We start from the raw sequence: 23,088 nt of genomic DNA, 5'->3' as shown, positions 1-23,088 counted from the left end.
GCCACAAGGACGTTTCCCATTCGCCAGCGAACTTCGTACTGATGCTCAGACCCCTGTCTTTGTTTCTCGGCCTGCGCTACACGCGCGCCAAGCGCCGCAACCACTTCGTTTCCTTCATTTCCCTTACTTCGATCATCGGCCTGGCGCTGGGTGTGCTGGTAATGATCGTGGTGCTGTCGGTCATGAACGGCTTCGACCGCGAGATGCGTAATCGCGTGCTGGGCATGGTGCCGCACGCCACCCTGGACAGTGCCACGCCAATCGACGACTGGCGTACCATCGCGGAGGGCCTGGTACGGCATCCGCAGGTGGCGGCGGTAGCGCCCTTCACCCAGATGCAGGGCCTGCTGACCCACAATGGCCAGGTGCAGAAAGTGCTGGTCAATGCCATCGACCCGGCCGAAGAGGGCAAGGTTTCGATCATTGGCGATTATTTCCTCAAGGATCAGGGCTCGCTCGATTCGCTCAAGGCTGGAGGGTTCGGCATTGTCATTGGCGACCTGGCGGCGAAGAAGCTGGGCCTGGCGCTGGGCGACAAGGTCACTTTCGTTGCCCCCGAGGTCACTGTGACCCCGGCAGGCATGTTTCCGCGCATGAAGCGCTTTACCGTGGTCGGCATCTTTCATGTCGGTGCCGGCGAGGTCGATGGCCATGTGGCCATGGCCCATCTGCAGGACGTTGGGCGTCTGCTGCGTCTCAAACCCGGTGCCGTGCAAGGCATTCGCCTCAAGCTGCATGACCTGTTCCAGGCACCGCAGGTGGCCTGGGAGCTGGCTACGCTGCTGCGCGACAAGGACTTCTACGCCCGCGACTGGACCCGCACCCACGGCGGGCTGTACCAGGCCATTCGCATGGAGAAATCGATCATCGGCCTGCTGTTGCTGCTGATCGTCGCGGTGGCCGCCTTCAATATCATTTCCACTCTGGTGATGGTGGTGACCGACAAGAAGGCCGATATCGCCATCCTGCGCACACTGGGGGCTACGCCACGGCAGATCATGCTCACCTTCATGGTCCAGGGCACGGTAATTGGCGTGTTCGGCACCTTGATCGGCGGCGTGCTCGGCGTGCTGGCGGCGCTCAATGTCAGTGCCGCGATCAAATGGCTGGAGGGTGCGCTGGGCATCCACTTCCTCAATGCCGAGGTGTACTTCATCGATTACCTGCCGTCGCAGGTCGTGGTCAGCGACGTGGTGATGGTCTGCACCGCAGCGTTGGTCCTGAGTTTTCTTGCCACCCTTTATCCGGCCTGGCGTGCGGCGCGCACCCAGCCAGCGGAGGCTTTGCGTTATGAGTGATAAGGCTGTCCTGAGTTGCCGCAACCTGGGCAAGAGCTACGAGGAAGGCCCGCAGACCGTGGAGGTGCTGGCCGGCGTCGAGCTGGAACTGTTGCCCGGCGAACGGGTGGCGATCGTCGGTACCTCGGGTTCCGGCAAAAGCACCCTGCTGAATATGCTCGGCGGCCTGGATACACCGAGCCAGGGTAGCGTCTGGCTGGCGGGCGAGGAGCTGTCCGCGCTCAACGAGAAGGCTCGTGGCCTGCTGCGCAACCGTGCGCTGGGCTTCGTCTATCAGTTCCATCACCTGTTGCCGGAGTTCACCGCGCTGGAGAACGTGTGCATGCCGCTGCTGATCGGCAAGACGCCGATCCCCGAGGCGCGCCAGCGGGCGACGGCGCTGTTGCAGCGCGTCGGGCTCGGCCATCGCCTGAGCCACAAACCAGCTGAACTGTCGGGTGGCGAGCGTCAACGCGTGGCCATTGCCCGTGCTCTGGTCAACCAGCCGGCGCTGGTACTGCTCGACGAGCCTACCGGCAACCTCGACCAGCACACCGCCCATGAGATCCAGGAGCTGATGCGCGAACTGAGCCAGTCATCCCTGACCGCCTTCCTGGTGGTAACCCATGACATGCAGCTGGCGCGGCAGATGGACCGCGTGCTGCGTCTGGAAGAAGGCCGGTTGGTGGCTGCCTGATATGTTCCGACCACTCTCGCTGTTCGTCGGCACCCGCTACACCCGGGCCAAGCGGCGCAATCACTACATTTCCTTCATCTCGTTGACCTCGATGATCGGCCTGGCCCTCGGCGTGCTGGCAATGATCGTGGTGCTGTCGGTGATGAACGGTTTCCAGAAGGAAATGAGCTCGCGCATCCTCGGCATGGTGCCGCATGCCACCCTGGCGGCTGACAAGCCGCTGGACGACTGGCAAGCCGTGGCAGCCGAGGCCATGCGCAACAAACAGGTCACCGGCGCGGCGCCCTTTGCCGAGCTGGAGGGCATGTTTTCCTACAAGGGCGCCATGCAGCCGGTGCAGATCAACGGTATCGACCCCGAGCAGGAACAGAAGGTCTCGATCATCGGTCAGCACATGGTCCAGGGGCGCCTGGAAGACCTTAAGGCCGGCGAGTTCGGTGTGGTAATCGGCGAGATCACGGCGCGACGTTTCCGCCTGAGTGTCGGTGACAAGCTGACCCTGATCGTGCCGGAGGCGAGCGACAGTGCGGCCGGCATCACGCCGCGCATGTTGCGCCTGAGCGTGGTCGGTGTGTTCAAGGTTGGCGCCGAACTGGATGGCAGTCTGGCGTTGATCAACATTGCCGATGCCAGCAGCATGCTGCGCGCTGAGCCCGGGCAGGTGCAGAGCGTGCGAATCGCGCTCAAGGACCTGTACCAGGCGCCGCAGGTGGCGGCGGCCATCGTCGAGCAACTCGGCGCGGGTTACAGCGCCAACGACTGGACCCGCAGCCAGGGCAGCCTGTTCAGCGCAATGAAGATGGAGAAGACCATGATCGGCCTGCTCTTGCTGCTGATCATCGCCGTGGCGGCCTTCAACATCATTGCCACGCTGATCATGGTGGTGGCCGACAAGCGCGCCGATATCGCCATCCTGCGTACGCTGGGCGCCACGCCAGGGCAGATCATGGCGGTGTTCATGGTTCAGGGCACGGTGATCGGCAGTATCGGTACCCTGATCGGCGGAGCGCTCGGCGTGCTGGTGGCGCTCAACGTCAGTGCCTGGGTGGCCTGGCTGGAGCGGGTCAGCGGCATGCACATCTTCAGCTCCGATCTGTACTTCATTAACAGCCTGCCATCTGATGTGCAGGCGACCGATGTCGTGCTGATCTGTGGGGCGGCGTTGTTGATGAGCTTTCTCGCCACCCTCTATCCGGCGTGGCGTGCAGCGGGAACGCAGCCAGCCGAGGCGCTGCGCTACGAGTGAATGAAAAACGCCGCTACTTCAGCGGCGTTTTTCATTCAGTGCGCGGCGCTCCACGCGTTTGCGCCAGGCATGCGCCACCCACCAGCGCCAATACAGCATGGTCAGGCCATAGGCGCTGACCGCCAGCACGCTGCCGGTGAGTACCGAGCCGAACAGGAAGGGTTTCCACAGGGTGGACAGCTCGCCGGTGATCCAGCTCCAGGTCAATTCTTCCGGGAGTTCGACCGGTGGGATGCCCATCAGCATCGCGCCCAGCTTGTAGGTGCAGTAGAAGATCGGCGGCATGGTGATGGGATTGGTCAGCCAGACCAGGCCCACCGAGATCGGCATGTTGGCGCGGATCGGCAGGGCCAGCATGGCGGCGAGCAGCATCTGCATTGGAATCGGCACGAATGCGGAGAACAGACCAACGGCCATGGCCCGTGCGACCGAGTGGCGATTGAGGTGCCAGAGGTTCGGGTCGTGCAGCAGGGTGCCGAGAAAACGCAGAGACTTGTGTTCCCGGACGAACTGCGGATCGGGCATGTAGCGTTTGAAGAGACGACGCGGCATTGAGGCTCTCGGGAAGCTGAGGCGGCGCTATTATGCACGGATGCCGGCGCGACGGCTCGCCTGCTTTTGTGACATGGAATAACCCAGGACGGGGATTTGAATGCGTACAGGGATGCTCGCGCTGGCGGGAGGGCTTGCCTGCCTGCCGTTTCTGCCGGCTTTGCCGCCCGGCTGGCTGATGGTTGTGACATTGCCTCTGGGGCTGATGTTGTTGCCCTGGCGCAGCTATCCCATTGCTTTGTTTCTTTTCGGCCTGACCTGGGCCAGCTTTTCGGCGCAGCGCGCGCTGGATGACCGTCTCTCGCTTGAACTGGATGGACGCACCGTCTGGCTGGAGGGGCGCGTCACGGGCTTGCCCGAGCGTGGCGAGGGCGTGCAGCGATTTCAGTTGGAGCAGGCGAGTTCCCGCCGGCATGCCTTGCCTCAACGTCTGCGCCTGTCCTGGTATGACGGGCCGCTGGTGCAGGCCGGCGAACGGTGGCGTCTGGCGGTCAAGCTCAAGCGCTCGCGTGGGTTGGTCAATCCCCAGGGCTTCGATTACGAGGCCTGGCTGCTGGCGCAGCGCATCGGTGCTACGGGCACGATCAAGCAGGGCGAGCGCCTGACGACAGCAGGCGGTTTCTCCGCCTGGCGTGATGCCTTGCGCCAGCGTCTGCTACAAGTGGATGCCTACGGCCGCGAGGGCACCTTGGCGGCATTGGTGCTGGGCGACGATTCCGGCTTGTCGCGGCAGGATTGGCGTGTATTGCAGGATACCGGCACGGTGCATCTGCTGGTGATATCCGGGCAGCATGTGGCGCTGCTGGCGGCACTGCTTTATGGCCTGGTCGCCGGCCTGGTGCGACTTGGGTGCTGGCCGCGAGCCTTGCCCTGGCTACCTTGTGCCTGCGCCTTGGCCTTCTTCGGGGCGCTGGGTTACGGCTTGCTGGCCGGTTTCGAGGTGCCGGTACGGCGTGCCTGCGTGATGGTGGCGCTGGTGTTGCTGTGGCGTCTGCGTTTTCGCCACCTTGGCGTCTGGCTGCCTCTATTGACAGCGTGGATCCTGGTGTTGCTGGTAGAGCCGCTGGCGACTTTGCAGCCGGGGTTCTGGTTGTCGTTCGGGGCCGTGGCCTTGCTGGCCCTGGCGTTTGCCGGGCGACTGGGTGCCTGGCCCTGGTGGCAGGCCTGGTGGCGTGCGCAGTGGGTGCTCGCACTGGGGTTGATGCCGCTGTTCTTCGCCTTGGGCCTGCCACTGAGCCTGAGCGCCCCGCTGTGCAATCTGCTGGCGGTTCCCTGGGTCAGCTTGTTGGTAGTGCCGCTGGCCTTGCTCGGCACGTTGCTGCTACCCGTGCCCTGGCTTGGCGAGGCGTTGCTGGCGGGGGCAGGCGGCCTGCTGGCGTTGTTATTCCAGCTGCTTGCCTGGTTGGCCGCGCTGCTGCCGGCCTGGCTGCCCACGGCCGTACCGGGTTGGGCCTGGTTGCTGGGGGCGCTGGGTACATTGCTGTGCATCCTGCCGGCTGGGTTGGCGGTCAGGCTGCCGGGCCTGCTGTTGCTGTCAGCACTTTTTCTGCCACCGGTTGCGCAGGTGCCCCACGGCCAGGCCGAGGTGTGGCAGTTAGATGTCGGGCAGGGTTCGGCGGTATTGGTGCGCACGCGAGAGCATGCGTTGCTTTATGACGCCGGGCCGCGCTTTGGCGATTTCGATCTGGGCGAACGGGTGGTGTTGCCGTCGCTGCGGCAGTTGAGTGTCGCACGGCTCGACTTGCTGCTACTGAGCCATGCCGATAGCGATCACGCCGGTGGTGCTCGTGCGCTGGTGCTGGGCCTACCGGTGGCCGCTGTACGCAGTGGCGAAGCCTCCGAGCTGCCCGCCGAGCTGCAGGCACAACCCTGTGTCGATGGTGCCGGTTGGGTCTGGGATGGTGTGCGCTTCACCACCTGGCGCTGGGCTGAGGCCGAGGGCGGCAATGCGGCGTCCTGCCTGCTCAAGGTGGAGGCGGGCGGGGAGGCCTTGCTGCTAACTGGCGATATCGATAGCGCCGCCGAGCGAGCCCTGCTGAATGCCGATCGCGATGTGCGCGCCGACTGGTTGCAGGTGCCGCATCATGGCAGTCGCAGTTCATCATCAAGCGCCTTTCTCGATGCCGTTGCACCGCTCCAGGCCTTGCTCTCGCGCGGTCGGCACAACCCCTTCGGTCATCCCCATGAACAGGTAATGGCGCGTTATCGGGCGCGCGGGATCGAGGTGCATGACAGCGCCGAGGAGGGCGCCGTGCGCCTACGGCTGGGCTCCGGGGAGGCTGCGACAAGCTGGCGTCAGCATGCGCGTTTCTGGCGGGAAAAATGAGAACCGGGGTGGTCTGCGCTCGCCTGACCCTATGCTAGAGTGGCGCCACTTTTCCGAGGGGGATGTACAACCGTGTGGGAACTGGTCAAAGCAGGCGGCTGGATGATGCTGCCGATCATTCTGTGTTCCATCGCTGCTGCCGGCATCATCGCCGAGCGCCTCTGGACCCTGCGGCCGAGCCGCGTCACGCCGTCCCATCTGCTGGGGCAGGTGTGGAAGTGGATCAAGGAGAAGAAGCTCAACAACGACAAGCTCAAGGAGCTGCGTGCCGACTCGCCGCTGGGGCAAATCCTCGCCGCAGGCCTGGCCAACTCCAAGCATGGTCGCGAGATCATGAAAGAGTGCATCGAAGAGGCCGCCGCCCGCGTCATTCATGAGCTGGAGCGCTACCTCAATGCCCTCGGTACCATCGCCGGCATCGCGCCGCTGCTGGGCCTGCTCGGTACCGTGCTGGGCATGATCGACATCTTCAGTGCCTTCATGGGCGCCAACATGGCCAATGCCGCGGTGCTCGCCGGTGGTATCTCCAAGGCTCTGATCACCACTGCGGCCGGCCTGATGGTGGCCATCCCGGCACTGTTCTTCCACCGTTTCCTGCAACGTCGCGTCGACGAGCTGGTCGTGGGTATGGAGCAGGAGGCGATCAAGCTGGTGGAAGTGGTGCAGGGCGACCGTGACGTCGATCTGGGCAGCGCTCCAACGGCCCCCGCCAAGGAAGCCCGCAAAGAGGGGCGGAAGGCGTGAAGTTTCGGCGCAAACCGCGAGAAAACGTCGAGATCAACCTGGCCTCGCTGATCGACGTGGTGTTTATCCTGCTGCTGTTTTTCGTGGTCACCACCACCTTTACCCGCGAAACTCAGCTCAAGGTCGATCTGCCGGAGGCCGCCAGCGGTACGCCGCCGGAGGAAAGCACCCTGAAGCAGCTGGAGGTGCTGATCGGCGCCGATGGCAGCTATTCGCTCAATGGCCAGGCGTTGATGAAGAACGATCTGGCCGGCCTGATGACTGCCTTGGGCAAGGAGTCCGCTGGCGACAACAGCCTGCCGCTGGTGATCAGCGCCGACGCCAAGACCCCGCACCAGGCTGTGATCACCGCCATGGATGCTGCCGGCAAGCTGGGCTTCGCCCACCTGCGCATCACCACCGTCGAGGCCGGGGCGCAACCTTGAGCCTGGCCGACCGGCTCAGCGCGGCCTGGTACGGTGGCCATCCGGCTCTGCACCTGTTGCGCCCGCTGGAGTGGCTGTACCGCAGTGTGGTGCGGCGCAAGCGCCGCGCCTTCCTGGCGGGCGAGGGTGACATCTACCGCGCGCCGGTGCCGGTGCTGGTGGTTGGCAACGTCACCGTCGGTGGCACCGGCAAGACCCCGATGATTCTCTGGCTGATCGAACACTGCCGTTCCCGTGGCTTGCGGGTCGGCGTGGTCAGTCGCGGCTATGGCGCCCAACCTCCAGAGCTTCCCTGGCGGGTGCGTGCCGAGCATCCAGCCAGCGAGGCCGGCGACGAGCCGCTGCTGATCGTCCAGCGCAGCGGTGTGCCGCTGGTGATCGATCCGCTGCGTCCACGCGCCGTGCAGGCGTTGTTGGAACAGGAAGAGATGGATCTGGTCCTCTGTGACGACGGTCTGCAGCATTACCGCCTGGCGCGCGACTTGGAGTTGGTGTTGATCGATGCCGCCCGCGGTCTTGGCAATCGCCGTTGTCTGCCGGCCGGCCCTCTGCGTGAACCGCTGGAGCGTCTGGCCGAGGTGGATGCCGTGCTGTGCAACGGCGCGACCAGTGATGACGCGCAGGGCTTCGCCTTGCAGTTACGCCCAACGGCACTGGTCAATCTGCGCAGTGGCGAAAGGCGCAATCTCGATCACTTCGCGGCGGGGCAGCAGCTTCACGCGGTGGCCGGCATTGGTAATCCGCAGCGTTTCTTCCGCACCCTCGAAGCGCTAAACTGGCGGCCGATCGCGCACCCCTTCGCCGACCATGCCAGCTACAGCCGCGAGGCGTTGCAGTTCAGCCCCGAGCTGCCACTGGTGATGACCGAGAAGGATGCGGTGAAATGCCGGGCCTTCGCCGCCGACAACTGGTGGTATCTGGCCGTGGATGCGGCGCCATCGCCGGCCTTCGTCGCCTGGCTCGACCGCGAACTGACCCGTCTACTGCCGGCCCAGGCCTGAGTCCTGCCGGCGCCTTCAATGCCAGCAAGGACATTCCGATGGACACCAAACTGCTCGATATCCTGGCCTGCCCGGTCTGCAAGGGCCCGTTGCAGCTCTCCGAAGACAAGACCGAGCTGATCAGCAAGGGCGCCGGCCTGGCCTATCCGATCCGCGACGGCATCCCGGTGATGCTGGAGAGCGAAGCCCGTACCCTGACCGTCGACGAGCGCCTGGACAAGTAAATGAGTACAGCCTTCACCGTCGTCATTCCCGCCCGCTACGCCTCCAGTCGCCTGCCCGGCAAGCCGCTGCAGGATATTGCCGGCAAACCCATGGTTCAGCACGTCTGGGAACAGGCCAAGAAGAGCTCCGCCAAGCGCGTGGTGGTTGCCACCGACGATGCACGTATCTTCGCGGCCTGCCAGGGATTCGGCGCCGAGGTGCTGCTGACCCGTGTCGACCATAACTCCGGTACCGACCGCCTGGCTGAGGTAGCCGAGCAGCTCGGTCTGGCCAGCGATGCCATCGTGGTCAATGTGCAGGGCGACGAGCCGCTGGTACCGCCGAGCATTATCGATCAGGTGGCGGCCAATCTCGCCGCCAATCCGCAGGCGGGCATCGCTACCCTGGCCGAGCCGATCGAGGACGTTGCCGCGCTGTTCAACCCCAATGTGGTCAAGGTGGTCGCCGACAAGAGCGGTTTGGCCCTGACCTTCAGTCGCGCCCCCCTGGCCTGGGCTCGCGATGCCTTCGCCAAGAGTCGCGAGGTGTTGCCCGAGGGTGTGCCATACCGTCGTCACATCGGCATTTACGCCTACCGCGCCGGCTTCCTGCATGACTTCGTGGCCTGGGGCCCGTGCTGGCTGGAAGACACCGAGTGCCTGGAGCAGCTGCGTGCCCTGTGGCACGGCGTGCGCATTCATGTCGCCGATGCCCTGGAGGCCCCGGCGGCCGGTGTCGATACACCGGAAGACCTGGAGCGGGTACGTCGCCTGCTGGGGGCCTGATGCGCGTCCTGTTCGTCTGCATGGGCAATATCTGTCGCTCGCCGACCGCCGAGGGCGTGTTCCGTCAGCGCCTGCACGCCGCGGGACTGGCCGATCGAGTGACGGTGGACTCCGCGGGTACCGGCGACTGGCATGTGGGCAAGGCGCCGGACGGCCGCTCCAGCCAGGCGGCCTTGCGCCGCGGCTATGATCTGTCGAGTCTGCGCGCGCGCCAGGCCACGGCTGCCGACTTCGAGCGCTTCGACCTGATCCTGGCGATGGACCACGACAACCTGGCCCGCCTGCAGGCCCTGCGCCCGCAGGGGCGTGGTGCCGAGCTGGACCTGTTCCTGCGTCGCTACCAGCTGGCGCTGGACGAGGTGCCCGATCCTTATTACGGCGGCGCCGATGGTTTCGAGCAGGTGCTGGATCTGATTGAGCAGGCCAGCGATGCGCTGCTGGCCGAGATCAAGGGGCGTCTGTGAGCCTTCATCTGCAGGAAAACCTGTCCCTCAAGCCCTTCAATAGCTTCGGGGTGGACGTGCGTGCCCGGCTGTTCGCCGAGGCCGGCAGTGATGACGAAGTACGCCTGGCTCTGACCGAAGCGGCGCGACGTGGCCTGCCGCTGCTGCCTATCGGTGGTGGCAGCAATCTGCTGCTGACAGCCGATGTCGAGGCCCTGGTGCTGCGCATGGCCAATCGTGGCCTGCGCATCCTCGCCGATGATGGCGAGCAGGTGCTGGTGGAGGCCGAGGCCGGTGAGCCCTGGCATCCCTTCGTGTTGTGGAGTCTGCAGCAAGGGCTGACCGGGCTGGAGAACCTCAGCCTGATCCCCGGCACCGTCGGCGCCGCGCCGATGCAGAACATCGGCGCCTACGGCGTCGAGATCAAGGACGTGTTCGCCGGCCTGACTGCGCTGGATCGACACAGCGGCGAATTGCGCGAATTTGGCCTGGAGGAGTGCGCCTTCGCCTATCGCGACAGCCTGTTCAAGCAGCAGCCTGGCCGCTGGCTGATCCTGCGGGTGCGCTTTGCCCTCAGTCGGCAGGGCGCGCTGCACCTGGACTACGGCCCAGTGCGCCAACGTCTGCAGGCCGAAGGTGTTGATACGCCAAGTGCAGCGGATGTCAGTCGCGCCATCTGCGCCATTCGCAGTGAAAAACTGCCGGACCCGGCCGTGCTGGGCAATGCCGGCAGTTTCTTCAAGAATCCGCTGGTGCCAGTCGAGCTTGCCGAACGTATCCGTGCAGAGCACGCCGATCTGGTCAGCTATCCGGCAGGGCAGGGGCAGGTGAAGCTCGCCGCTGGCTGGCTCATCGAACGGGCCGGCTGGAAAGGCTTTCGCGAGGGGGACGCCGGCGTGCATCGCCTGCAGGCGCTGGTGCTGGTCAACTACGGTGCCGCCACGGGCGCTCAGTTGCTGGCGCTGGCGCGGCGTATCCAGGCGGATATCCTGGCGCGTTTTGGCGTAGAGCTGGAAATCGAGCCGAACATTCTCTGAGCTGCTCTGTTCCAGTGGGAGCGGCTTTCGCCGCGATATGCTCATCTAAAGCTGTTCCCGCCGCATATCCCAGGCATAAAAAAGCCCCGCACTAGGCGGGGCTTTTCATTGCGGCTAACGCTTAGACCTGAACAGCAGGGATCTTGGCGTTGGCGGCGGCTTCGCGGTACTCGGCGATCTGGTCGAAGCTCAGGTAGCGGTAAACGTCGGCAGCCATGCTGTCGATGTTCTTCGCGTAGCCCATGTACTCCTCGACGGTCGGCAGCTTGCCGATGATCGAAGCGACTGCTGCCAGTTCGGCAGAGGCCAGGTACACGTTGGTAGCGTCGCCCAGACGGTTCGGGAAGTTACGGGTGGAGGTGGAAACCACGGTTGCACCGGTCTTCACGCGAGCCTGGTTACCCATGCACAGCGAGCAGCCCGGCATTTCCATGCGCGCGCCAGCCTTGCCGTAGATACCGTAGTAGCCTTCCTCGACCAGCTGGTGTTGGTCCATCTTGGTCGGCGGAGCCAGCCACAGGGTGGTCGGAATGCCGCCCTTGACCTTGTCCAGCAGCTTGCCGGCAGCGCGGAAGTGACCGATGTTGGTCATGCACGAGCCGATGAATACTTCGTCGATCTTCTCACCTTGTACGGTGGAGAGCAGGCGGGCGTCGTCCGGGTCGTTCGGGGCGCAGAGGACAGGCTCCTTGACGTCGGCCAGATCGATTTCGATCACGGCGGCGTACTCGGCATCCTTGTCGCCTTCCAGCAGTTGCGGGTTGGCCAGCCAGGCTTCCATGGCCTGGGCGCGACGCTCCAGGGTACGGGCATCACCGTAGCCTTCGCCGATCATCCAGCGCAGCATGGTGATGTTGGACTTCAGGTACTCGGCGATGGCGCTTTCCGGCAGCTTGATGGTGCAACCAGCAGCGGAACGCTCGGCGGAGGCGTCGGACAGCTCGAAGGCTTGTTCGACGGTCAGCTCGTCCAGACCTTCGATCTCGAGGATGCGGCCGGAGAAGATGTTCTTCTTGCCTTTCTTCTCGACGGTCAGCAGGCCAGCCTGGATCGCGTAGTAGGGGATGGCATGCACCAGGTCACGAAGGGTGATGCCCGGTTGCAGCTTGCCCTTGAAGCGCACCAGTACCGACTCCGGCATGTCCAGCGGCATTACGCCGGTGGCAGCGGCGAAGGCTACCAGGCCGGAACCGGCCGGGAAGGAGATGCCCATCGGGAAACGGGTGTGCGAGTCGCCACCGGTACCCACGGTGTCGGGCAGCAGCATGCGGTTCAGCCAGCTGTGGATGATGCCGTCGCCCGGACGCAGGGACACGCCGCCGCGGGTCATGATGAAGTCCGGCAGGGTGTGGTGGGTGTTGACGTCGATCGGCTTCGGATAGGCAGCGGTGTGGCAGAAGGACTGCATCACCAGGTCGGCGGAGAAGCCCAGGCAAGCCAGGTCTTTCAGCTCGTCGCGGGTCATCGGGCCGGTGGTGTCCTGGGAGCCGACGGTGGTCATCTTCGGTTCGCAGTAGGTGCCCGGGCGTACGCCCTGGCCTTCCGGCAGACCGCAAGCGCGACCGACCATCTTCTGCGCCAGGGTGAAACCCTTGCCGCTGTCGGCCGGAGCAACCGGCTTCTTGAACAAATCGGCTGGGCCCAGGCCCAGTTCGGCGCGGGCCTTCTCGGTCAGGCCGCGGCCGACGATCAGCGGAATACGGCCACCGGCGCGAACTTCGTCGAGCAGCACGTCGGTCTTCAGTTCGAAGCTGGTGACCAGCTCGTCGCTGCCGTTGCGGCGTACTTCACCCTTGTACGGGTACACGTCGATGACGTCACCCATGGCCAGGTTGGTGCAGTCGAATTCGATCGGCAGGGCGCCGGCGTCTTCCATGGTGTTGTAGAAGATCGGGGCGATCTTAGTGCCGAAGCAGAAGCCGCCAGCGCGCTTGTTCGGAACATTCGGGATGTCGTCGCCGAAGAACCACAGCACCGAGTTGGTGGCCGATTTACGGGAAGAACCGGTACCGACCACGTCACCGACGTAGGCAACCGGGAAGCCTTTGGCTTTCAGCGCTTCCATCTGCTTGATGGGGCCGACGGAGCCCGGCTGATCCGGGTTGATGCCGTCGCGAGCCATTTTCAGCATGGCCAGGGCGTGCAGCGGGATGTCCGGGCGGGACCAGGCGTCCGGCGCCGGCGACAGGTCGTCGGTGTTGGTTTCGCCGGTGACCTTGAACACGGTCAGGGTGACTTTTTCTGGAACGGCCGGGCGGTTGACGAACCACTCGCCGTCGGCCCAGGACTGCATGACGGCCTTGGCGTTGGCATTGCCAGCCTTGGCTTTCTCGGCAACGTCGTGGAAGGCGTCGAACATCAGCAGGGTGTGCTTGAGTTGCGCGGCAGCTACTTCGGCCAGCTCGGCGCTGTCCAGCAGCTCGACCATGGTGGCGATGTTGTAGCCGCCCTGCATGGTGCCCAGCAGCTCAACGGCATGTTGCTTGTCGATCAGCGGGGAGCTGGCTTCGCCCTTGGCGATAGCGGAGAGGAAACCGGCCTTGACGTAGGCGGCTTCGTCGACGCCCGGGGGAACGCGGTTGGTCAGCAGGTCGACCAGGAAGGCTTCTTCGCCGGCGGGAGGATTTTTCAGCAGCTCGACCAGGCCTGCGGTTTGCTCGGCGTTCAGCGGCTGGGGAACGATACCCAGCGCGGCGCGCTCTTCTACGTGTTTGCGATAGGCTTCAAGCACAGTTTTACCCTCATCAGTGGTCGCGGTGGCCCGCAACGCTTATCCACAAAACCATCGCACATCGCGCCGCTACGCTTTGTGGGCGTACTGGCCGGTGTGTCGAAAGCCTCATACTAGAAGCTGCTTTCAAAGTTTTACGCCGCAGGAAGCGGGTGGATGAGGGCTGGCGCGAGACTCTTGGGGAATCTGCGCCAACGACGTTCCTGGCGGATCAACTGTGCTCGTGACGCTTTGAAAACAGCTTCTGACGGACATCGGTGCCTAAAAAGGCGGTCCGATTCTACTGGAATGGCACGCTAAAGTTAAGCGCAAAGCCTGCTCCAGGCGCTTTCTTAGGCTACTGTCTGTCGCTTGTCTGGCAAGTCGACAAAGGTCTGTAGGGTCATGATGACCCTGAGCGGGGCAGGCGCTAATATGGCCCGCCTGTTTCGCCGCACTCGTTGTCTCTCCCCCAATGTCCAATCAGCGCATCAAAACTCCCTGCGTCGGTCTCTGCTCCACCGTTTACGGTGATGTGGTCTGTCGTGGCTGCAAACGCTTTCATCACGAGGTGGTGAATTGGAATGCCTATGGCGAAGAGGAGAAGCGTGCCGTTTGGCGGCGCCTGGAGCTGCTGCTGGTGCAGGTGATGCAGGGCAAGGTCGAGGTGTTTGATGCCGAACGCCTGCGTATCCAGCTGGAGCAGCGTCAGGTGCGCTTCCTGCCGGAACAGTCCGAATACTGCTGGGCCTACCAGCTTATTGCCCGCGCCTCGCGCCTGATCAGCCGTCTGGACGCTTACGGCATGACCCTGCTGCCGGAGTTTCGCGATTGGGAGCTGCCGGAGTTGCGCGAGGCGATCGATCGCGAATTTTTCCTGCTTTCCGAGGCCCACTATGAGCGCTATATCGTGCCGCGCTTCCTGCGTGAGGGCATGGAAGTGCGCATGTGATGGGCTGTAAACGAAAAGGCCGCCTGTAGGGCGGCCTTTTCGTTTGTGGCGGTCATGTCAGCGCTGGGCCACCAGTTCCTCCAGGTGGGCGATGATGTCGTCCGGCTTGAGTACCAGTACGTCGCTTTCCAAAGCATCCAGCACGACTTCTGCGGTGTTGCCGATCAGCGCGCCAGACAGTCCGGTACGGGCTACCGTGCCGATGACCGTGACGGCGGCGCTGAGCTTGTGGGCGGTGTAGGGGATCAACACGTCGGCCGGGCCTTCCGCCACGTGCAGGCGTTCGTCGCTGACGTCGTATTCGGCCTGGAAGGCTTTGCATTGCTCGCGATAGCGCGCCTCGATGGTTTCCTTGAGCTGGAAAGTTGGGTCGGCGGCCGAGAGCATGGGGGAGGGGTGAGCGCTGATCACATGCAGGGTGGCATTGGCCAGGCGGGCGATGTCATAGCCGTGGCTGACAATGCCCGAGTGCAGGGTGCGGTGTTCCGCGTCGCTGTTGCCGACGTCCACTGCTGCGAGGATCACGCCGCCCGCCCAGGGGGTGTCGGTCTTGACCATCAGTACCGGGCTTGGGCAGTAGCGCAGGAGCTTCCAGTCCTCCGGGGTCAGCAGGGCTTTTTTCAGTGGGTTGTCCGGCACGTGCTGCTTGATGACCAGGCCGCAACCTTCGGCCTGCTGCACGGTGATGATGGTCTGGTAGGTACTTTCGTGCCAGGCCTGCTGGATGCTGACCCTGTGGCCTTCCTCCTGCAGGGCGGACTGTTGTTCGCTGAGGAAAGCGCTGAAATCGCCTTTCTTGTCGCAGACCAGCAGGTGCAGGTGCGACTGGGTGACGCCGGCAATCAACTTGGCGCGCTTGAGCGCCAGTCCCTCGGGTTGCTGTGGGTCCATCACCACCAGAATGCTGCGTATGGCTTGCATGAGCGTCTCCCTGTCTTGAGGTGCTTGAATGCAGCCCACTATAGAGGTGGCCGCGGGTGGCGCTGTTGACCTGCATCACGGCATTGCTGGCCCCTTGCGCCCTCATCCGTATAATGGCCCGCCTCGTCCCAGCCTGCCAGCATTCGCACCGTGAATACCGACCTCGACATCCATGCTTTTCTCGCCTGCCCGACCCCTGCGGCCTGGGTTGATGCGGCCCTGGCCGACCAGGAAACACTGCTGATCGACCACAAGAACAACGAGTTCAAGGCCGCTTCCACGGCGATGGCGTTGATCGCCAAGTACAACCAGTCCCTGGATCTGGTCAATTTCATGTCACGCCTGGCTCGCGAGGAACTGGTGCACCACGAGCAGGTGTTGCGCATCATGAAGAAACGACGCATCGCCCCGCGGCCGATTTCCGCATCGCGCTACGCATCAGGTCTGCGTCGACAGGTGCGCAACCATGAGCCGCAGAAGCTGGTCGATACGCTGGTGGTCGGGGCGTTCATCGAAGCGCGCAGTTGTGAGCGTTTCGAGGCATTGGTGCCGCATCTGGATGAGGAGCTGGGCAAGTTCTACGGCGGCCTGCTCAAGTCCGAGGCGCGTCACTTTCAGGGTTATCTCAAGCTTGCCTATCAATATGGCGAGAAGGCCGATGTCGAGCGGGTCGTCGACAGGGTGCGCGAGGCCGAGCGCGAGCTGATCGAGTCGCCCGATAGCGAGTTCCGTTTTCACAGTGGTGTGCCGCAACTCTGCTGAGTTTGCAGCAGGCATAAAAAAGCCGGACATCGAGTCCGGCTTTTTCGTATGCGGAGCAATCAGGCGGCGACGAAGCTGGCCTGGCAGGCGAGGGCGGCCTGGCCGTTCTGCAGTTCGCCGAGTGTGTCGCGCACCACTTGCTTGGCCAGGCAGGCGCACTTGCCGCACTGGGTTGCCACACCGAGGCTTTCGCGAACGTCACGATAGCTGCAGCAGCCTTCGTAGATAGCTTCGCGGATTTGACCGTCGGTAACACCCTGGCAGAGACAAACGTACATGCGGCGATCTCGGATGAGAATGGGTTGCTGTTGCGGAAGGATACTAATGTTAATGAGAATGCTTGTCAAAGATTGATGCACTTTCTTCTGTTGCCTCGGTACGGGCTGGCTTTCGATCTGGTGGCGCCATGATCGGATGGGGGCGGGGTCCATGCAGACGGCACAAAAAAACCGGCCTGGGCCGGTTTTTTGATTGCGTTGGGGTTACTGGTCGAACTCGTCCCAGCCGCCCATTTCCTTCCAGCGGTTGACGATGCCGCAGAACAGTTCGGCCGTTTTCTCGGTATCGTAGCGCGCGGAGTGCGCTTCCTTGCCGTCGAAATCGATGCCGGCGGTCTGGCAGGCTTTGGCCAGTACGGTCTGGCCGTAGGCGAGGCCCGCCAAGGTGGCCGTATCGAAGCTGGAGAACGGGTGGAAGGGGTTGCGCTTGATGTCGCAGCGAGCTACGGCGGCGTTGAGGAAGCCGAGGTCGAAACTGCTGTTGTGGCCGACCAGGATGGCGCGCTTGCAGCCGTTGCTTTTGATCGACTTGCGCAGCCCGCGGAAAATTTCGGTCAGCGCGTGTTCCTCGCTAACGGCCATGCGCAACGGGTGATCCAGCTTGATGCCGGTGAACTCCAGGGCGGCCTGTTCGATATTGGCGCCTTCGAACGGCTCGATACGGAAGAAGTGCGTGTGGTCGGGGTAGAGGAAGCCGCCTTCATCCATGGCGATGGTGGTCGCGGCGATCTCCAGCAGGGCGTCGGTTGCGCAGTTGAAGCCACCGGTTTCCACATCCACCACTACCGGCAGATAGCCGCGGAAGCGCGCAGCCATGGGATGGCGGGGGCCGGAGGGCAGGCTGCCGTCGAGTTCGTCGTCGAAATGCTCTTCGCTCACGCTTGTTCCTCCAGCAGGCGCCAGCGCAGCTTCTCGCCAGCGCGCAGCGGGATCACCAGGTTGTCGCCCAGCGGCAGTTCGCTCGGGCCAACCCAGTCCTCGCGCACCAGGGTGATGCGGTCGGTATTGCGCGGCAGGCCGTAGAAGTCGGGGCCGTGGCAGCTGGCAAAGCCTTCCAGCTTGTCCAGAGCGTTGCGCTGTTCGAAGGCTTCGGCGTACAGCTCAATGGCCGCGTGTGCCGTGTAGCAGCCGGCGCAGCCGCAGGCGGCCTCCTTGGCGTGCTTGGCGTGCGGAGCCGAGTCGGTGCCGAGGAAGAACTTCGAATTGCCGCTGGTTGCGGCGTCGAGCAGGGCTTCCTGATGGGTGTTGCGTTTGAGGATCGGCAAGCAGTAGAAGTGCGGGCGAATACCGCCCACCAGCATGTGGTTGCGGTTGTACAGCAGATGATGGGCGGTGATGGTAGCGCCGACGTTAGCCCCTGCAGCGCTGACGAACTGTACGGCATCGCCGGTGGTGATGTGCTCGAACACCACCTTCAGCGTCGGGAAGCGCTCGACCACGCGCACCAGGTGCTCGTCGATGAAACGTTTCTCGCGGTCGAATACATCCACTTCGGCGCGGGTCACTTCGCCGTGCACCAGCAGCGGCAAACCGACTTCGGCCATGGCTTCCAGCGCCGGGAAGATGTTGTCGATGCTGGTCACGCCGGAGTCAGAGTTGGTGGTGGCGCCAGCCGGGTACAACTTGGCGGCATGCACGAAGCCGCAGGCCTTGGCAGCGCGCACGTCTTCGGCAGAAGTCTTGTCGGTGAGATACAGCACCATCAGCGGTTCGAACTGGCTGCCGGCCGGTCGCGCGGCGAGAATGCGCTGGCGATAGGCGTCGGCCTCACTGGCGCTGCGCACCGGTGGTACCAGGTTGGGCATGATGATGGCGCGAGCGAAGGTCCGCGCAACATCGCGGACGGTGTGCTGCAGGACGGCACCATCACGCAGATGGATGTGCCAGTCGTCTGGGCGCAGCAGGGTAAGGCGGTCGGACATGGGGATTCCCGGCAGGTGAAACGTGCAGAAATGCTACCAGCTTATGCTTCGTGCGGCCTATCAAGTTTCCCGTCGGGTGGCCGATAAGGGCATGGAAGCCGCATCTCCCGATGGAGTCGATCTTGCACCAGTCTCGTTTCTTCCTGCTCAGCCTGCTTGCCTGCCTGCCCTGGTGCATGCCGGCGGCGGCCATCACCTTCCAGACGCGCATGGAGAAGGTCGAGTGGAAGGTCGAGGGTGACAAGTTCGAGTGTCGTCTGAGTCAGCCGATTGCCGATTTCGGTAGTGGCGAATTCGTGCGCCGGGCTGGCGAGCAGGCGACCTTCCGCCTCAAGGTGCGCGAGCGCTGGCTCGGTGCCGGCTCGGCAACGCTATTGGCGGCGGCGGCGCCCTGGCAGCCGGGTCGTGGCGACATCAATCTGGGCGCGCTCAGCGTTAGCAGCGGTGAAGTGCCGTTCAACAGCAATCAGGAGCAGGGCGGGCGCCTGCTGACCGGTCTGATGGAAGGGCGCAGTCCGTTGGTGCGTCATCGCACCCTGCAGGGTGGTGAAACTCTGGAAGTGCGCCTGCTGCCGATCCGCTTCAATCAGGCCTACAACGATTACCTGAAGTGCACGGCCGGCCTGTTGCCGGTCAACTTCGATCAGATTCGCCAGACCCAGATCGGTTTTCCTGGCGGCGGTTTTGCGCTGGACCCGCTGGGGCAGGCCAAGCTCGATATCATTCTCGACTTCATCAAGGCCGACCCCAGCGTCAATCGTATCCAGCTCGATGGACATTCCGACAATAGTGGCAACCGCCTGACCAATCGCGACCTGTCGCGCCGCCGCGCCGTGGCGGTGGAGGAGTACCTCAAGGCCCAGGGCGTTCCGGCCGAACAGATCATCGTGCGCTTTCACGGCGAGCGGTATCCCCTGGTAAAGAACAACAGCGAGGCGAACCGGGCGAAGAATCGTCGGGTGACCCTCACCCTATCCCGCGAGCCGATTCCCGAGCCCCCTGCAGAGTCCGCACCCAGCGCCGCGCCAGTGCCTGACGCAGCTGCTCCTGCTGCCAAGTCCTGAGGGGTTAAGCGCAAATAAATCTGTCGCTTTGTCGCCAGTGTCTGTCGCGCCCCTGTAAATCGTTCGCCACGCTCGGTAGAATCCCCGGTTTTCCGTACAACCCGTGGAGTTTATTGGCATGGCGGACGTTAAGAAGGTAGTTCTGGCCTATTCCGGTGGCCTGGATACCTCGGTGATCCTCAAGTGGCTGCAAGACACCTACAACTGTGAGGTGGTGACCTTCACTGCCGACCTCGGTCAGGGCGAAGAGGTCGAGCCGGCCCGCGCCAAGGCTCAGGCCATGGGCGTCAAGGAAATCTACATCGACGACCTGCGCGAAGAGTTCGTGCGTGATTTCGTCTACCCGATGTTCCGTGCCAACACCGTCTACGAAGGCGAGTACCTGCTGGGTACCTCCATCGCCCGTCCGCTGATCGCCAAGCGCCTGATTGAGATCGCCAACGAGACCGGCGCCGACGCCATTTCCCATGGCGCCACCGGCAAGGGTAACGACCAGGTGCGCTTCGAGCTGGGCGCGTACGCCCTCAAGCCGGGTGTGAAGGTTATCGCGCCCTGGCGCGAGTGGGACCTGCTGTCGCGCGAGAAGCTGATGGACTACGCCGAGAAGCACGGCATTCCGATCGAGCGCCACGGCAAGAAGAAGTCGCCGTACTCCATGGATGCCAACCTGCTGCACATTTCCTATGAAGGTGGTGTGCTGGAAGACACCTGGGCCGAGCACGAAGAGGACATGTGGCGCTGGACCAAGTCTCCGGAAGCCGCGCCGAATACTCCGACCTACATCGAGCTGACCTACCGCGCGGGTGACATCGTGGCCATCGACGGTGTCGAGATGAGCCCGGCTACCGTGCTGGCCGAGCTGAACCGCATCGGCGGCGAGAATGGCATCGGTCGTCTGGACATCGTCGAGAACCGCTTCGTCGGCATGAAGTCGCGTGGCTGCTACGAGACTCCTGGCGGTACCATCATGCTCAAAGGCCACCGTGCCATCGAGTCGATCACCCTGGATCGCGAAGTGGCTCACCTGAAAGACGAGCTGATGCCGAAATACGCCAGCCTGATCTACAACGGCTTCTGGTGGAGCCCGGAGCGACTGATGCTGCAGCAGATGATCGACGCCTCCCAGGCCAGCGTGAATGGCGTGGTGCGCCTGAAACTGTACAAGGGCAACGTCATTGTCACCGGTCGCAAGTCCGATGACTCGCTGTTCGACGCCAATATCGCCACCTTCGAAGAAGATGGCGGCGCCTACAACCAGGCTGATGCGGCGGGCTTCATCAAGCTCAACGCCCTGCGCATGCGCATCGCAGCCGGTAAAGGTCGCAAGCTGGTCTAAGCGGTCTGAGGCGGCAAGAAAAGCCCGTGCGGTTCGTCCGCGCGGGCTTTTTCATTCTGGCCGCAGTGGCAATGTCGGGCCACAATGATTCGCACACAAGCAGGCTCTGCAGGAGTGCGATCATGGTCAGGATATACGCGGTACTGTTTTCAGGGCTGCTCTGCATGCAGTTGCAGGCAGGGATTATCGATCCGGACTGCACGGCCGAGAAGGCCGCCAAGAGTGCCGCCATGAAGGCCACGGTCGGCGTGAGTGGCCGCTGTTCGGCAAAAGAAGCTGTTGCCGACAGCCTGGACGTTGATGACAAGAAAGATGCGGTTTCCGATGCCAAGGATAATGTCGGTGACCGGGTCGACGATGCGCCTGATCATCTGCAGCGCAAGGCGCTCAAGAAGGCGGTCGGCAACTGAGTGCCAACAGGTTTGGCAATACACGATCCAGAAGGGGCCCGCGTGGCCCCTTCGAATTTTCAGGTTTGGAGAACTCACCATGCGTCTGCTGCATACCATGCTACGCGTCGGCGATCTGGATAAATCCATCGCGTTCTACACCGAAGTGCTGGGCATGACCCTGCTGCGCCGCAAGGATTACCCGGATGGCCAATTCACCCTGGCGTTCGTGGGCTATGGCAACGAGGCCGAGAACAGCGTGCTGGAGCTGACTCACAACTGGGGCGTTGACCGGTACGAGCTGGGCACTGGCTATGGCCATATCGCCCTGGAGGTGGAGGATGTCTACAAGGCATGTGAAGACATCCGCTCGCGCGGCGGCAAGATCACCCGCGAGCCGGGACCGATGCTGCACGGCAGCAGCATCCTGGCTTTCGTGGAGGATCCGGATGGCTACAAAGTTGAACTGTTGTCGCCCAAGCGTGCGGACTGATGGCTGCTATGCTGTAAGCAATAACTTACAAGTGAAGTGGTGATTCTGCTCGTGTGAGGTGTTCCATGACGACTGACAAACATGCACGACGTCTGATCAAGGCCGTGCAGGAGTTGTCGATGGCAAGGGATGCCGACAAGGTGGCCGAGATCGTTCGGCATGCTGCGCGCGAGTTGGCCGGTGCCGATGGTGCGACTTTCGTGCTGCGCGATGGCGACCGCTGTTTCTATCGCGACGAGGATGCGATCTCGCCCCTGTGGAAGGGGCAGCGCTTTCCCATGGATATCTGCATCAGCGGTTGGAGCATGCTCAACCGCCGTGCTGTCGTGATCCCGGATATCTATCAGGATGAGCGTGTTCCCCACGAGGCCTACCGGCCGACTTTCGTGAAGAGCCTGGTGATGGTGCCGATTCGTACCCTGGAGCCGATCGGTGCCATCGGCACCTACTGGGCGTCGCATCACCAGCCCGCGGACGAGCAGGTCGAGCTGTTGCAGGCCCTGGCCGACTCCACCTCCATCGCTCTGGAGAACGTGCAGGTCTATGCCGAGCTGGAGCGACGAGTCGAGGAGCGCACCGCTCAATTGGCGGAAACCAACCGCCGGCTGCAGGCCGAGATGCGCGAGCGTGAGCGGATGGCGGCGGAAGTGCGGCAACTGTCGTTGACCGACGAGCTGACCGGCCTGCGCAATCGCCGCGGCTTTCTGTTGCTGGCCGAGCGCGAGCTGGAGTCGGCGCGCCGGCGCCAGGGGCGTTGCCTTCTGCTGTATGCCGATCTCGACCATCTCAAACAGGCCAATGACCGCTTCGGCCACGCCGCCGGCGATGCCATGCTGATCGATGCGGCGCAGTTGTTGCGCTCGGTCTTTCGCAGTACCGATGTGGTCGCGCGCCTGGGTGGCGATGAGTTCGTGGTGCTGGCCAGCGACTACACGACCAGCGAGGATGTGCTGCTGCGCTTGCACGGTGCCTTGCAGCAGTTTCGTCGCAATACCGGTCGGCCGCTGTCGCTGAGTGTCGGTATTGCCGAGTCTTCGCTGCGCAATGAGGTCAGCCTGGAAGCGCTGCTCAGCCAGGCAGATGCTGCCATGTATGCCGACAAATGCTCGCGGCGCTCCCTGCGGGTCGTCGGCTAGCAACGCAAGTGGTTCTGAGGTGCGTCCGGAGCCCTTTGCGAACTGGCACTCCGCTTGAGTCGCGATAGCGGGGCGGGGTTACTCTGTGCTGCCTGTGTTGTGGTCAACGCCCCTCGTCGTGAGCTGAACGCGGCTACCAGCACGGGGTTCCTATTTGCTGCCAAGAAAAAGCCCCGCAATTGCGGGGCTTTTTGGAATGTCGCTCAAAGATCGAAGTCGTAGTCGTTCAACTGCTTCTGCAAGCGGCGCTCAGCGAGGTAGTTGTCGATCACGCGGCGCTTGGTCAGGTTGGTCTTGGCAACCTCAGGGCTCCGTTCGACGGTATCACTGCTGTCATCCTCAACCAGATCGTCTTCGAGTTCGAGATCTTCTTTGTCAGTGCTCATGG

Annotated in this window: 25 protein-coding genes; 18 read left to right on the top strand and 7 right to left on the bottom strand. The window is 63.3% G+C overall.

All coding sequences use genetic code 11. The features are described from left to right. Positions 1-41 precede the first annotated feature (41 nt). The 3 genes from AYB31_RS04745 to AYB31_RS04735 are packed head-to-tail and all read left to right on the top strand — an operon-like array spanning position 42 to position 3,220. Positions 42-1,298 (top strand): lipoprotein-releasing ABC transporter permease subunit, encoded by a 1,257-nt coding sequence (locus AYB31_RS04745; protein WP_068826290.1) that lies wholly within the window; start codon positions 42-44, stop codon positions 1,296-1,298. Next, positions 1,291-1,974 carry a lipoprotein-releasing ABC transporter ATP-binding protein LolD gene (lolD, locus tag AYB31_RS04740; protein WP_068826288.1) on the top strand — a complete coding sequence of 228 codons (684 nt, stop codon included), beginning with the start codon at positions 1,291-1,293 and terminating at the stop codon, positions 1,972-1,974. The genes AYB31_RS04745 and lolD overlap by 8 nt, the downstream gene beginning before the upstream one ends. A 1-nt stretch (position 1,975) precedes the next feature. Continuing rightward, the gene (locus AYB31_RS04735) at positions 1,976-3,220 is read left to right on the top strand and encodes a lipoprotein-releasing ABC transporter permease subunit (RefSeq protein WP_068826286.1); all 1,245 of its coding nucleotides are present in this window, start codon (positions 1,976-1,978) and stop codon (positions 3,218-3,220) included. A gap of 18 nt (positions 3,221-3,238) precedes the next feature. On the opposite strand, the gene AYB31_RS04730 is transcribed toward AYB31_RS04735, so the two are convergent. Beyond that, entirely contained in the window at positions 3,239-3,772 is a 534-nt protein-coding gene (locus AYB31_RS04730) for a DUF2062 domain-containing protein (protein WP_068826283.1), read from the bottom strand. Positions 3,773-3,872: 100 nt separating this feature from the next. Between AYB31_RS04730 and AYB31_RS04725 the strand changes: the two genes are divergently transcribed. The 8 genes from AYB31_RS04725 (at position 3,873) to murB (ending at position 10,737) form a co-directional block, all read left to right on the top strand. After that, a complete protein-coding gene (locus AYB31_RS04725; RefSeq protein WP_068826281.1) occupies positions 3,873-6,098 on the top strand; it encodes a DNA internalization-related competence protein ComEC/Rec2 in 2,226 nt (741 codons plus the stop codon). A 72-nt stretch (positions 6,099-6,170) separates the two neighbouring features. Beyond that, positions 6,171-6,842 (top strand): MotA/TolQ/ExbB proton channel family protein, encoded by a 672-nt coding sequence (locus AYB31_RS04720; RefSeq protein ID WP_068826279.1) that lies wholly within the window; start codon positions 6,171-6,173, stop codon positions 6,840-6,842. After that, entirely contained in the window at positions 6,839-7,267 is a 429-nt protein-coding gene (locus AYB31_RS04715) for an ExbD/TolR family protein (protein ID WP_068826277.1), read from the top strand. Before AYB31_RS04720 ends, AYB31_RS04715 begins: the two co-directional genes overlap by 4 nt. Beyond that, positions 7,264-8,268 (top strand): tetraacyldisaccharide 4'-kinase, encoded by a 1,005-nt coding sequence (gene lpxK, locus AYB31_RS04710; RefSeq protein ID WP_068826275.1) that lies wholly within the window; start codon positions 7,264-7,266, stop codon positions 8,266-8,268. Before AYB31_RS04715 ends, lpxK begins: the two co-directional genes overlap by 4 nt. A 38-nt stretch (positions 8,269-8,306) precedes the next feature. After that, a complete protein-coding gene (locus tag AYB31_RS04705) occupies positions 8,307-8,492 on the top strand; it encodes a Trm112 family protein (protein ID WP_068826273.1) in 186 nt (61 codons plus the stop codon). Next, the gene (gene kdsB / locus AYB31_RS04700; RefSeq protein ID WP_068826271.1) at positions 8,493-9,257 is read left to right on the top strand and encodes a 3-deoxy-manno-octulosonate cytidylyltransferase; all 765 of its coding nucleotides are present in this window, start codon (positions 8,493-8,495) and stop codon (positions 9,255-9,257) included. Next, positions 9,257-9,721: a low molecular weight protein-tyrosine-phosphatase gene (locus tag AYB31_RS04695; RefSeq protein ID WP_068826268.1), complete on the top strand. Its 465-nt coding sequence runs from the start codon at positions 9,257-9,259 to the stop codon at positions 9,719-9,721. Before kdsB ends, AYB31_RS04695 begins: the two co-directional genes overlap by 1 nt. Next, a complete protein-coding gene (gene murB / locus AYB31_RS04690) occupies positions 9,718-10,737 on the top strand; it encodes a UDP-N-acetylmuramate dehydrogenase (protein WP_068826266.1) in 1,020 nt (339 codons plus the stop codon). Before AYB31_RS04695 ends, murB begins: the two co-directional genes overlap by 4 nt. A gap of 121 nt (positions 10,738-10,858) precedes the next feature. Here murB and acnB read toward each other — a convergent pair whose 3' ends face one another. Further along, positions 10,859-13,468: a bifunctional aconitate hydratase 2/2-methylisocitrate dehydratase gene (gene acnB / locus AYB31_RS04685; RefSeq protein WP_068826264.1), complete on the bottom strand. Its 2,610-nt coding sequence runs from the start codon at positions 13,466-13,468 to the stop codon at positions 10,859-10,861. A gap of 454 nt (positions 13,469-13,922) precedes the next feature. Here acnB and AYB31_RS04680 point away from each other — a divergent pair, with 454 nt between their 5' ends. Next, positions 13,923-14,399: a DUF1289 domain-containing protein gene (locus tag AYB31_RS04680; protein WP_068826262.1), complete on the top strand. Its 477-nt coding sequence runs from the start codon at positions 13,923-13,925 to the stop codon at positions 14,397-14,399. A gap of 57 nt (positions 14,400-14,456) precedes the next feature. Here the strand turns inward: AYB31_RS04680 and AYB31_RS04675 are convergent, their stop codons facing one another. After that, on the bottom strand, positions 14,457-15,320 hold the full coding sequence (locus AYB31_RS04675) for a universal stress protein (RefSeq protein ID WP_068826261.1): 864 nt from the start codon (positions 15,318-15,320) through the stop codon (positions 14,457-14,459). 150 nt (positions 15,321-15,470) lie between these two features. On the opposite strand from AYB31_RS04675, the gene AYB31_RS04670 reads away from it, so the two are divergent. Further along, positions 15,471-16,082 (top strand): tRNA-(ms[2]io[6]A)-hydroxylase, encoded by a 612-nt coding sequence (locus AYB31_RS04670; RefSeq protein WP_068826259.1) that lies wholly within the window; start codon positions 15,471-15,473, stop codon positions 16,080-16,082. 59 nt (positions 16,083-16,141) lie between these two features. Here AYB31_RS04670 and AYB31_RS04665 read toward each other — a convergent pair whose 3' ends face one another. The 3 genes from AYB31_RS04665 to pyrC form a co-directional block, all read right to left on the bottom strand. Next, the gene (locus tag AYB31_RS04665; RefSeq protein ID WP_068826258.1) at positions 16,142-16,360 is read right to left on the bottom strand and encodes a bacterioferritin-associated ferredoxin; all 219 of its coding nucleotides are present in this window, start codon (positions 16,358-16,360) and stop codon (positions 16,142-16,144) included. 204 nt (positions 16,361-16,564) lie between these two features. After that, on the bottom strand, positions 16,565-17,239 hold the full coding sequence (gene rnt, locus AYB31_RS04660; RefSeq protein ID WP_068826256.1) for a ribonuclease T: 675 nt from the start codon (positions 17,237-17,239) through the stop codon (positions 16,565-16,567). Continuing rightward, the gene (pyrC, locus tag AYB31_RS04655; RefSeq protein ID WP_068826255.1) at positions 17,236-18,282 is read right to left on the bottom strand and encodes a dihydroorotase; all 1,047 of its coding nucleotides are present in this window, start codon (positions 18,280-18,282) and stop codon (positions 17,236-17,238) included. The genes rnt and pyrC overlap by 4 nt, the downstream gene beginning before the upstream one ends. A 176-nt stretch (positions 18,283-18,458) precedes the next feature. On the opposite strand from pyrC, the gene AYB31_RS04650 reads away from it, so the two are divergent. The 5 genes from AYB31_RS04650 to AYB31_RS04630 all read left to right on the top strand — a co-directional run bounded on the left by AYB31_RS04650 (position 18,459) and on the right by AYB31_RS04630 (position 22,700). Continuing rightward, a complete protein-coding gene (locus tag AYB31_RS04650; RefSeq protein ID WP_068826812.1) occupies positions 18,459-19,346 on the top strand; it encodes a flagellar protein MotY in 888 nt (295 codons plus the stop codon). Between the two features lie 118 nt (positions 19,347-19,464). Continuing rightward, complete coding sequence (locus AYB31_RS04645; protein WP_068826253.1) at positions 19,465-20,682, top strand: argininosuccinate synthase; 1,218 nt, start codon at positions 19,465-19,467, stop codon at positions 20,680-20,682. Positions 20,683-20,804: 122 nt separating this feature from the next. Next, entirely contained in the window at positions 20,805-21,092 is a 288-nt protein-coding gene (locus AYB31_RS04640) for a hypothetical protein (protein ID WP_068826252.1), read from the top strand. 79 nt (positions 21,093-21,171) lie between these two features. Continuing rightward, the gene (gene gloA, locus AYB31_RS04635; RefSeq protein WP_068826250.1) at positions 21,172-21,564 is read left to right on the top strand and encodes a lactoylglutathione lyase; all 393 of its coding nucleotides are present in this window, start codon (positions 21,172-21,174) and stop codon (positions 21,562-21,564) included. 65 nt (positions 21,565-21,629) lie between these two features. After that, positions 21,630-22,700: a GGDEF domain-containing protein gene (locus AYB31_RS04630; protein ID WP_068826249.1), complete on the top strand. Its 1,071-nt coding sequence runs from the start codon at positions 21,630-21,632 to the stop codon at positions 22,698-22,700. Between the two features lie 203 nt (positions 22,701-22,903). Here the strand turns inward: AYB31_RS04630 and AYB31_RS04625 are convergent, their stop codons facing one another. Next, entirely contained in the window at positions 22,904-23,086 is a 183-nt protein-coding gene (locus AYB31_RS04625) for a PA3496 family putative envelope integrity protein (protein WP_068826247.1), read from the bottom strand. Between the last annotated feature and the right edge of the window lie 2 nt (positions 23,087-23,088).

It is taken from the genome of Pseudomonas sp. BMS12 (assembly GCF_001592875.1).
Taxonomy (GTDB): domain Bacteria; phylum Pseudomonadota; class Gammaproteobacteria; order Pseudomonadales; family Pseudomonadaceae; genus Aquipseudomonas.
The sequence above is the reverse complement of the archived record's forward strand: the minus strand, read 5'-3'. Positions and strand labels throughout refer to the sequence as shown.